This is a genomic window from Flavobacterium sp., from assembly GCF_044361065.1.
GTDB lineage: Bacteria > Bacteroidota > Bacteroidia > Flavobacteriales > Flavobacteriaceae > Flavobacterium.
This window is the reverse complement of record NZ_JBIKJI010000072.1, coordinates 1-9,917: the sequence shown is the minus strand read 5'-3', so window position 1 is coordinate 9,917 and position 9,917 is coordinate 1. Positions and strand designations below refer to the sequence as shown.

The following is a 9,917-nucleotide window of genomic DNA, read 5'->3' as shown; positions in this document are numbered from 1 at the left end:
CCTATTTCCACCAAAACCGGACAATGATCTGAGTGTTTTGCTTCTGGTAAAATTAAGGCTCTTTTTATTTTTTCTTTTAAAGGTTCGGCAGCTAAACAATAGTCAATTCGCCAACCTTTATTGTTGTTTCTTGCATTTGCTCTATAACTCCACCAACTATAATTATGCGGTTCTTTATTTAGATGACGAAATGTATCAATCATACCTGTCTTCATAAAACCGTCTAACCAAGCACGTTCTTCGGGTAAAAATCCTGATGTTTTTTCGTTTCCTTTTGGATTATGAATATCAATAGCTTCGTGACAGATATTATAATCGCCACAAACAACTAAATGCGGAATTTCTTGTCGCAAGTTTACGATATAATCCTGAATGTCGTCCATATATTGAAACTTATATCCAAGTCTGTCATTATTGGTTCCGGAAGGCAAATACATACTCATTACTGAAAGGTTTTCAAAATCCACACGAAGGTTTCTTCCTTCAAAATCCATACTTTCAATTCCTGTACCAAATACGATATTTTTAGGTTCGGTTTTACATAAAATGGCGACACCACTATACCCTTTTTTTTGTGCAGAAAAATAATATTGATACGGATAACCCGCAGCCGTGATTTCATCTGTTGGAATTTGATCTTCCGTAGCTTTGATTTCTTGTAAACAAATTACATCTGGGTTAGCACTTTTTAGCCATTCAATAAACCCTTTGGTTATGGCTGCTCTAATTCCGTTTACATTATAAGAGATAATCTTCATTAACTATTTTAAGTTTTAAAACTGTAATAAATTTTTAATTTCAAACCTACTTTTGCTTATTTTCAGAATGTACGATTGTGTTTAAAAATCTAATTCTCAAAAATAGAAAAAGTTTTCAATAAAATGTGTCATTAAATGAGTAATTTATAAAAAATTTAGCAAAAAACGCCAATTATTAAATTGTTGGCAATTGTTACAGCAAGTTATACGGAAATTGAATAGAATTGTTATCTTTGTTTCTCTGTCAAAACACAAATAAATGGGATTAGTTACTGCAAAAGAAGTAGCGAAAGCGATAAAAACGGATAAGTATGGTTTTGTTGGAACTTTTTCTGGGTGGTTGCTCATGAAAGTTCTCAAAATTTCTACACTCAATAAAATATACAATCGAAATAAACATTTAAGTGATTTAGAATTTTTGAATGCTATTTTAGATGAGTTTCAAATTAAATTCGAAATTCCGGAAGAAGATTTAAAACGTTTACCAAAAGACGGCGCTTATATCACTATATCTAATCATCCTTTAGGTGGAATTGATGGTATTTTATTATTGAAATTAATGTTAGAACGCGAACCTAATTTCAAAATAATTGCCAATTTTTTATTGCACAGAATTGAACCGATGAAACCGTACATTATGCCGGTAAATCCGTTTGAAAATCATAAAGACGCTAAATCGAGTGTAATTGGAATAAAAGAAACATTACGTCATTTAAGCGATGGAAAACCTTTAGGGATTTTTCCAGCAGGAGAAGTTTCCACCTATAAAGATGGAAAATTAATTGTAGATAAACCTTGGGAAGAAGGTGCCTTAAAAATTATTAAAAAAGCAAAAGTCCCTGTTGTTCCTATTTATTTTCACGCTCAAAACAGCAAGTTATTTTACAGTTTATCTAAATTAAACGATACGTTACGAACGGCAAAATTACCAAGCGAATTACTAACTCAGAAAAACCGAGTAATTAAAGTTAGAATTGGAAAACCCATTTCGGTTAATGAATTGAATGAATACGAAAGTATTCCAGAATTAGGAAATTTTTTAAGAAAGAAAACTTATATGCTTTCTAATTCGTTTGAGGAAGAAAACTTTAAGTTGACATTTCCAAAATTCACCAGCCCGAAAGCAGCGAAACAAATTGTAAAACCTGCCAATCACGAACAAATTATTGAGGAAATTAACTTCTTAAAAGAAGGCGATTATCAATTATTGCAAAGTAAAAACTATAAAGTATTTTTAGTTACTGCCGAAAAAATTCCAAATATTTTACACGAAATTGGTCGTTTGCGAGAAATTACTTTTAGAGAAGTAGGCGAAGGCACAAATGAAGCAATTGATTTAGATAAATACGACCAATACTATCACCATATGTTTTTATGGGATGATGACGCTCAAATGATTGCCGGAGCATATAGAATGGGATTTGGCTCGAAAATATTTCCGAAATATGGTTTAGAAGGTTTTTATTTAAATGAACTATTTAAATTTGAACCCGAATTAAATGATATGATGAGTCAATCTATTGAAATGGGAAGGGCTTTTATTATATCGCAATACCAACAAAAACCAATGCCATTGTTTTTACTTTGGAAAGGAATTGTACATACTACTTTACATTATCCGGAACATAAATTTTTAATTGGTGGCGTGAGTATTAGTAATCAGTTTTCTGAATTTTCAAAATCGTTAATGATTGAATTTATGAAATCTAATTATTATGACCCGTATGTTGCGCAATATATAAAACCGAAAAAAGAGTTTAAGGTAAAATTAAAAGACGCAGATAAAGATTTCGTTTTCAATGAAACTGAAGCCGACTTAAATAAATTTGATAAAATTATAGATGAAATTGAACCAGGTTCGTTGCGATTACCTGTTTTAATAAAAAAATACATCAAACAAAATGCGAAAGTTGTAGCGTTTAATGTTGACCCAATGTTTAATAATGCTATTGATGGATTGATGTATATTAAAATTTCAGATATTCCAGAAAGCACGGTTAAGCCTGTAATGGAAGAATTTCAAGCCGAATTAGAAAGAAAACATAAAGGCTAATATTTATTTTTTTTAAAATCTTAACGCCAAATAGATTGTTTCAAAACCGAATCTAAATTATTGTCTTTGATGAAGAAAAACAATCTAATTAAGTGATAGATTCCTAATAATACTCCCATAAAATAAGCAAGCTTCATACTGTAAAATAATTTATCAAAAAATGGTTTTTTATAAATTAATTCTGCAATAAGTTTAAACAAAACCAAGAGACAAAAAAATACAAAAAGTGGTCCAAATAGATGATGAAATAAACTTCTATAAATATCGCCTTCGTAAAAATATACAATAGATTTTGTAATTCCACATCCTGGACACGGAAAACCAGTTAACATTTTGAACGGACATAAAGATTGTTCGTTATCTAAATTTCCTGAATTATTTTGTTGTATAAAAAAAGGAACAATTAGTGTAACAAGTACACCAATTATTCCTAAAATTCTATTTTTTATAAAAGGTTTAATTGTATAATTTATTTATATCACCTTGAATAATCATTGCTGAAACCATTGGAAAGAAAAAACCTAAAATCAATAAAAGTACTGATTCATCTTTTTGAGGTTGACCCGTTAATTCGTATATTTTCGGAAGAGCTTCTTTTCCTGCTACCCAATAATAATATAAATTAATTGGCATACAGCATCCCGCTAATATAGCAACTGGTGAAGATATAACTTCTTTTCCTGCAGCGGCATTCATTACTTCAGCGGCTTTTATGTTCCAATAAATCAAGTACAATCCGCAAGTTAAAATTCCAAAAATCAACACCAATACTGGATCTACTTTAAATACGGGAAGATTTGGTTTTGGGTTATTCCACTCCTCTTGTTTTGTAACTTCATTCATAATTTTATAGTTTTAGTTTTTGATTAGATGTCTATTTTTTTATTTTGTTACATACACTCGCAAAATTTTATCTACAATAACTTGCGCAAGATTTTCTTTACTTTCAATTGTCCAACCTGCTATATGTGGTGATAAAATTACATTATTAGCGTTTAACAAGTATTCAAAAGCTTCTGGTTTTTCACCTTCAAATAAGGTTTCAAAAGATAGTTTTTCGTATTCTAAAACATCTAAACCTGCACCTAAAATTTTACCGGATTGTAATGCAGAAACTAAATCGGTAGTGACTACGCATTTCCCTCTTGCGGTATTTATAAACCAAAATGGTTTTGAGAATTGATTGATAAACGTAGTATTTACCATTTTATCGGTTTCTGGTGTCCACGGAATGTGTAAACTTAACACATCTGCTTTTTGTTGTATTTCTTGTAAGGAAACTTGTTTCGCATTTGAATCGCCAACATTTGGTAAAATATCACAACACAAAACTTCTACATCAAAACCGCTTAGTTTTTTTGCGAAAGATTTTCCCATATTTCCATATCCAATAATTCCAACTGTTTTTCCGTCCAATTCTGTTCCGCGATTGCTTTCACGATTCCATTGTCCGGATTTTACTTCCTTATCCGCAATATTTAAGTTATTAAAAAGGGATAAAATCATTCCTAAAGCGTGATCGCCTACAGCTGAAGCATTTCCTTCAGGAGCGGCAATTAGCTTAATGTTTTTACTTTCGGCATATTCGCAATCGATACTTTCTAAACCGGCACCTACACGTGCAATGAATTGTAAGTTTTTTGCTTTATCAATAAAGGTTTTATCAATTTTAAATCGGCTTCTAATGACAATTCCGTGATAGTTTTCTATTTTACTTTCTACTGCTTCTTTGGTGGAAGTATAATCTGCTTCATTAATGAAACCAGCCTTTTCTAATTGCTCCCAAAGCAACGGATGATTGGTGTCAAGATGAAGAATTTTAATCGTAGAAATAGTTTGCATAGAATTCATTTTGAAAACGGAAAGTTAGATTATTTCGAAGAGATTCGCAATTTTTTAAATAAGAAACACGTAAACTCTAACACAGATTGACACAGATTTCACTAATTTACAAAACGAAAATAGTTCTTGAGACCCTTTCAGGGTGACAAACTAAACGATGATTTTAGGAATACAGATGTTAATAATTTGAATCAAAAAGCTTAAGAAATTAGTTTATTGACCTATTAAAGCATTGTCGTAATTTGCATATACTTCTTTTATTTGATTAAAAATATCAAATAATTCGTTGTGTCCGTCGGTGGTAACTAAGCGTTGTTTGTATGGTTTAAAATCTTGAATGCCTTTGAAATAATTGGTATAATGACGACGCATTTCTACGATTCCAACGCGTTCGCCTTTCCATTCCATTGACCAGATTAAGTGATTTTGAGCAGCTTCTACTCTGTCTGCAACAGTTGGCGGGGCTAATTTTTCACCTGTTTTGAAAAAATGCTTGATTTCGTTAAAAATCCAAGGGTAACCAATGGCGGCACGACCAATCATCATTCCGTCTAAACCAAATTTATTTTTATATTCTAACGCTTTTTCTGGAGAATCGATATCGCCATTTCCGAAAATAGGCATAGAAATTCGTGGATTGTTTTTAATACGTTCTATATGTGTCCAGTCGGAGTGCCCTTTATACATTTGAGCGCGCGTTCTGGCGTGAACGGTTAAGGCTTGTACGCCAATATCTTGCAAACGTTCGGCTACTTCATCAATATTTATAGAACTTTCGTCCCAACCCAAACGGGTTTTTACAGTAACTGGCAAATGTGTGGATTTGATTACCGCTTTGGTTAATCGAACCATTAAGTCGATGTCTTTTAAAACTCCTGCGCCAGCACCTTTACACACTACTTTTTTAACGGGGCAACCAAAATTAATATCTACCAAATCTGGTTGAACGGTTTCTACAATTTTTGCAGAAAGTGCCATTGCTTCTTCGTCGCCACCAAAAATTTGAATACCTACTGGTCGTTCGTAATCGAAAATATCGAGTTTCATTCTGCTTTTCATTGCATCACGAATTAAACCTTCAGAGGAAATAAATTCAGAATACATTAAATCTGCTCCGTGCATTTTGCACAAACGGCGAAATGGCGGATCGCTTACGTCTTCCATAGGGGCAAGAAGTAAAGGATAATCGGGCAAAATTATGTTTCCTATTTTTGGCATAGTGCAAAGGTAGTACAAAAGTTTATTTTAAACACATAGGCACATAGATTTTTGGAAATCGTATAGACGCTACGCTGAAAATAACTTACAATAGACTGGATTAAAAAATCTGTGTGAATCTGTGTAATCCGGGGTAAAAAAAATTAAACACATAGGCATTTTAATGGGTACACGGATTGAACGGATTGAACGGATTTACTCAAATTTTAATAAAAATCTGTGTGAATCTGTGTAATCCGTGGTAAAAAAATAAACACATAGGCACATAGATTCTTTGAAATGCGATAAGACGCTACACTCAAAATAACTCACAATAGACTGGATTAAAAAATCTGTGTAAATCTGTGTAATCCGTGGTAAAAAAATAAACACATAGGCACATAGATTCTTTGAAATGCGATAAGACGCTTCGCTCAAAATAGTTCACAAAAGATTGCGTTCAAAAAATCTGTGTAATATTTGTAATCCGTGGCAAAAAAAAACATATAAGCACTTTAATGGGTACAGAGGTTGAGTCGATTTTACGGATTTTCGCTGAAAGTTTTTTGAAAACAATTGTTGTGTTTTAGCCCCGATAGGAGCGGCATCTTTTTCTTTTGTTGCCTTCGAGTACCTCAGGCAACAAAAGAAAAAATATAGCGGATAGCGGGACCGAAAGTCTTCTGGAAATAAGGGTTTTGCTCCTAAAAATTATTTAGGTTTTAACCAACTTTTTGGATTTAGAACCGTTGTATTCTGATTGATAACAAATTTTAATACCGAATTCCCTTTGGCATTTGTTTTAATTTTGCCCAACGTTTGTTTTGCCGTAACTTTATTTCCTACAGAAACCGAGACGCTACTTAAATTACTATATGCGGTAAAGAAATCTCCGTGACGCACCAGTACCGTATAAGTATTTGTGGTTTGAGACACTTGTACGCCAGAAACTTCGCCAGCAAAAACGGCACGTGCCGATGAACCAGAATCCGTAGTGATGTCGATTCCACTGTTATGAATCACAATATTGCTATAATCTGGATGTGGTTGATCGCCATATCCAGTGGAAATATATCCTTTTTCTGTTGGCCAAGGCAATTGCCCTTTGTTGGCTTTAAAACTATCTGAAGATAATTTTCCTTCAGGTGTTAATTCAATTTTTGTTGAAGAAACCGGTGCTGTTTTTACAGGCGCGGTATTCCCTGAAGCAGTTGCTGCCGCTTTTTTCTTAGCAGCATTCTTTTTGTTTTCTGCAGCAATCGCATCGTTAATCATTTTTTTGATTTTTTTATCGATGGATTTTCTTTCTTTATCCATTTTAGCGATATCTGCTGCAATTTTTTTCTTATCTTTTTGTATAAGTTTTGCCGTTTCTACTTTTTCTTGTTTTAGTTTTTCGTGTTCGGCTTTGATTTTTGTTTTTTCAACAATAACCACTTCTTTTTCTTTTTTGTTGGTTTGTAATTCGCCAACAGCGACACCTAATCGGGCTTGTTTTACTTTGATTTCTTCAGCTTGACGTTTTCTGTACCCTGCATATTGTTTCATATACTGTACGCGCTTGTAGGCTTGCAAAAAACTTGTAGAAGACAACACAAACATAAATCGGCTTTGTTCAGAGCGACTTTTGTATGATTTCACAATCATTTTTGCATAATCTTCCTTCATTATTTTTAAATCTTTATTTAACTTATTAATTTCTAATTGCGTTAAATAAATATTGTCGTCTAAAATTCGTGCTTGTTTGGCGATTGTAGAAATGATTTTTTCGGAAATTCTAATTTGAGCATCTTGTCCCGCAATTTCTTTCAAAACGGATTTTTCCTTTTTCTTTTCGTTCTGAAGTTTAATCTTTAACTCGGCTGATTCTCTTAAAAGTTGTTCTTTTCTTTGTTCTAATTTTTCTTTCTCATCAATTTGTGCTATTGCTGAAAAGGAGAAAAAGAGTACGAATAGGGATAAAAGAAATTTGTTCATTCTTGAATTTTTTTACAAAATTAATCTATTTTTATTTGAGAATAACCATCTGGGATAGAATATGGATACGATAATGATTCATTAAACGTAATTTTTTTATATTCTACATTAATTTTAACTTGATTTTGTTGGTTGGCAATAATAGAAACGCCAGTTGGAAGAAAAATATTGTCTTGATTACTAAAAGATGGATAGTTCACTAAAACATTTCTGTTTTTTGAAATTTGATTGATAAATTGTTCTTTTAACAAATAATTTCCTGTTTCAAAACGAAATAACTTTTCAATATCGGCTTGTTTTTTTGATTTTAATTGCACTAGATTAGTTGCAATTTCTGCAATGAAAACGTCTTTGGTTAAATCATCAATAGGACGTCCTAACAACAAATTTTGCACTTTTTGAAAATCTAAATCGGTACCTAACATTTTAGCTAAAATAGAATAGTCACCATCAAAAAAAGTTCCGTTTGTTTTTTCATAATAACTTACTCTTGATGGCGTTATAAGTGCTTTTGCCATTGGGATTCCGAAAAATTTTAGATTGATCCAAATGATTTCATCTTTTTTAATTCGGATATCGGCACCTATGGAAATGGATTGTTTTTGGTCTTCATAATCTGCAGCAGAACGAATAGAAACCGTTTGAAAATTCAACGTATTTTGATAATGCTTTTCAATAATTGCTTTCGCTTTATTATCAACCACTGCTTCTTTAGCAACGGTTTGTTCTACGACTGTTTTTTTCGTTTTGCACGAAGCTAAAACGACTACTAATATTAGAAATGTGAAAAGTTTATTCATATTATTTTTTAGAAATTGCATCTAATCTTTTTTGATAGGTTTGTTTCATTTTTAAATCCGATAATCCATCGGCGCAAATTATAAATTGCTTGCAAAATCCAACTTCTAAATTTGGATCATCAATAACATAATCAATTCCCATTTCTAAAAAATCTTTTGCTTTTTTAAAATTTTTCAAGTTATTATTTCCTTTTGCGGCGTAATAATACAAATTGGCTTTGGTTGGAAATAAGTCAATATATTCTTCTGATTTTTTTGCCATTTTTTCAAATTGCTTATTGAAATCATAAATATTCAAAAGTAAATCAATCGCTTCAATGTCGTTTGAATTGGATTTTTCGATGTACTTCTGTGCCAATTCGAAATTATTTTTATTATAGAAAAATTTTCCTAATTCTTTATTTACATCCATACCTACATTATTGTCGAAATATGAAATGCTATTGTCAATTTCTACAAGCAATTGTGGATTTTTTGTGGCAAATATTAAGTACTCGTTTAAAACGCGTTGCTTAATTTTAAAATCAATTTTACTGCTTTTTACAACTCTTTTGTAAGAATCTGTAGCTTTTGAAATGTCATTCGCTTGAATATGAAATTTAACCAAACTAACGTGTGCTAAATCAGAATTTGGCAGCTCTTTTTCTAACAACAAAGCCGTTTGAAATGCTTTGTCTTCTTGATTGTTTACAGAATACGCATAAATTAAATCGATATAATTTTGTTCTGCTTTAGGGTTGCTTTTTATAGCCGCTTCCAAATCGGTTATTTTTGGCTTGTTGCCTTTCGACATATTTTGAAGTTGCAATTGGTACATTTCAATTGTTTTAGACAATGTGCCTTTACTTTCGATGTCGTCAATTGCTATTTTTGCCTTATCAAATTGTTGTGTGGTCATATATAACGACACCAAATCTTCTTTCATATTTGCATCGAAAGTCACTAATTTTTCAACTATGATAATTGCTTTTTCATACGCTTTGGTTTGATAATGTACATCGTACAAACCATTCCAATACCAACGTTGTTTGGGCTCTAAATCGACCGCTTTTTGAAACGCATTTTCTGCTTCTATATAATTTTTTTGCGCTAAATAATTTACGCCCAATTGGTAGTGAATTTCTGGGTTTAAAGGTTCTTTTTGCAAACATTTTTGTAAAGATATAATAGCTTTGTCGTAATTTTCTATAGCTTTTTCTTTTAAAGCATCAAAAAAATTAGTTTCAAATTCATTTTCCGCAGTTTCTACTTCTTCTGGATTTATCTGTCCAAAAGAAATTTGAAAAAGGA

General features: G+C 31.9%; 9 protein-coding genes. 1 reads left to right on the top strand and 8 read right to left on the bottom strand.

Annotation, left to right across the window (positions count from 1 at the left end; translation table 11 throughout):
- Nucleotides 1-758 (bottom strand): exodeoxyribonuclease III (locus tag ACIQ11_RS05895; protein ID WP_396153703.1); only part of this gene is annotated, 758 nt, incomplete at its 3' end.
- Nucleotides 759-1,017: 259 nt separating this feature from the next.
- On the opposite strand from ACIQ11_RS05895, the gene ACIQ11_RS05890 reads away from it, so the two are divergent.
- A complete protein-coding gene (locus ACIQ11_RS05890) occupies nt 1,018-2,811 on the top strand; it encodes a GNAT family N-acyltransferase (protein WP_396153701.1) in 1,794 nt (597 codons plus the stop codon).
- A gap of 20 nt (nt 2,812-2,831) precedes the next feature.
- Here the strand turns inward: ACIQ11_RS05890 and ACIQ11_RS05885 are convergent, their stop codons facing one another.
- The 7 genes from ACIQ11_RS05885 to ACIQ11_RS05855 form a co-directional block, all read right to left on the bottom strand.
- Nucleotides 2,832-3,143 carry a DUF2752 domain-containing protein gene (locus ACIQ11_RS05885; RefSeq protein ID WP_396153699.1) on the bottom strand — a complete coding sequence of 104 codons (312 nt, stop codon included), beginning with the start codon at nt 3,141-3,143 and terminating at the stop codon, nt 2,832-2,834.
- A gap of 124 nt (nt 3,144-3,267) precedes the next feature.
- Nucleotides 3,268-3,654: a DUF4234 domain-containing protein gene (locus tag ACIQ11_RS05880; protein ID WP_396153697.1), complete on the bottom strand. Its 387-nt coding sequence runs from the start codon at nt 3,652-3,654 to the stop codon at nt 3,268-3,270.
- Nucleotides 3,655-3,693: 39 nt separating this feature from the next.
- Nucleotides 3,694-4,662 carry a 2-hydroxyacid dehydrogenase gene (locus ACIQ11_RS05875; protein ID WP_396153695.1) on the bottom strand — a complete coding sequence of 323 codons (969 nt, stop codon included), beginning with the start codon at nt 4,660-4,662 and terminating at the stop codon, nt 3,694-3,696.
- Between the two features lie 204 nt (nt 4,663-4,866).
- Nucleotides 4,867-5,871, bottom strand: a complete 1,005-nt coding sequence (dusB, locus tag ACIQ11_RS05870; RefSeq protein ID WP_396153693.1) for a tRNA dihydrouridine synthase DusB — start codon at nt 5,869-5,871, stop codon at nt 4,867-4,869.
- Nucleotides 5,872-6,561: 690 nt separating this feature from the next.
- Nucleotides 6,562-7,827, bottom strand: a complete 1,266-nt coding sequence (locus ACIQ11_RS05865) for a murein hydrolase activator EnvC family protein (RefSeq protein ID WP_396153691.1) — start codon at nt 7,825-7,827, stop codon at nt 6,562-6,564.
- Between the two features lie 20 nt (nt 7,828-7,847).
- Nucleotides 7,848-8,627, bottom strand: coding sequence for a DUF4292 domain-containing protein (locus tag ACIQ11_RS05860; protein ID WP_396153689.1), 780 nt, complete (start codon nt 8,625-8,627; stop codon nt 7,848-7,850).
- 1 nt (nt 8,628) lies between these two features.
- The coding region (locus tag ACIQ11_RS05855) for a tetratricopeptide repeat protein (RefSeq protein WP_396153687.1) at nt 8,629-9,917 on the bottom strand (1,289 nt) is incomplete at its 5' end.

What these genes read in the sequence shown, in the direction of transcription:
- ACIQ11_RS05890 (WP_396153701.1), top strand. Translation starts at nt 1,018, where the DNA reads ATGGGATTAGTTACTGCAAAAGAAGTAGCGAAAGCGATAAAAACGGAT.
- ACIQ11_RS05885 (WP_396153699.1), bottom strand. Translation starts at nt 3,143, where the DNA reads ATGTTAACTGGTTTTCCGTGTCCAGGATGTGGAATTACAAAATCTATT.
- ACIQ11_RS05880 (WP_396153697.1), bottom strand. Translation starts at nt 3,654, where the DNA reads ATGAATGAAGTTACAAAACAAGAGGAGTGGAATAACCCAAAACCAAAT.
- ACIQ11_RS05875 (WP_396153695.1), bottom strand. Translation starts at nt 4,662, where the DNA reads ATGAATTCTATGCAAACTATTTCTACGATTAAAATTCTTCATCTTGAC.
- dusB (WP_396153693.1), bottom strand. Translation starts at nt 5,871, where the DNA reads ATGCCAAAAATAGGAAACATAATTTTGCCCGATTATCCTTTACTTCTT.
- ACIQ11_RS05865 (WP_396153691.1), bottom strand. Translation starts at nt 7,827, where the DNA reads ATGAACAAATTTCTTTTATCCCTATTCGTACTCTTTTTCTCCTTTTCA.
- ACIQ11_RS05860 (WP_396153689.1), bottom strand. Translation starts at nt 8,627, where the DNA reads ATGAATAAACTTTTCACATTTCTAATATTAGTAGTCGTTTTAGCTTCG.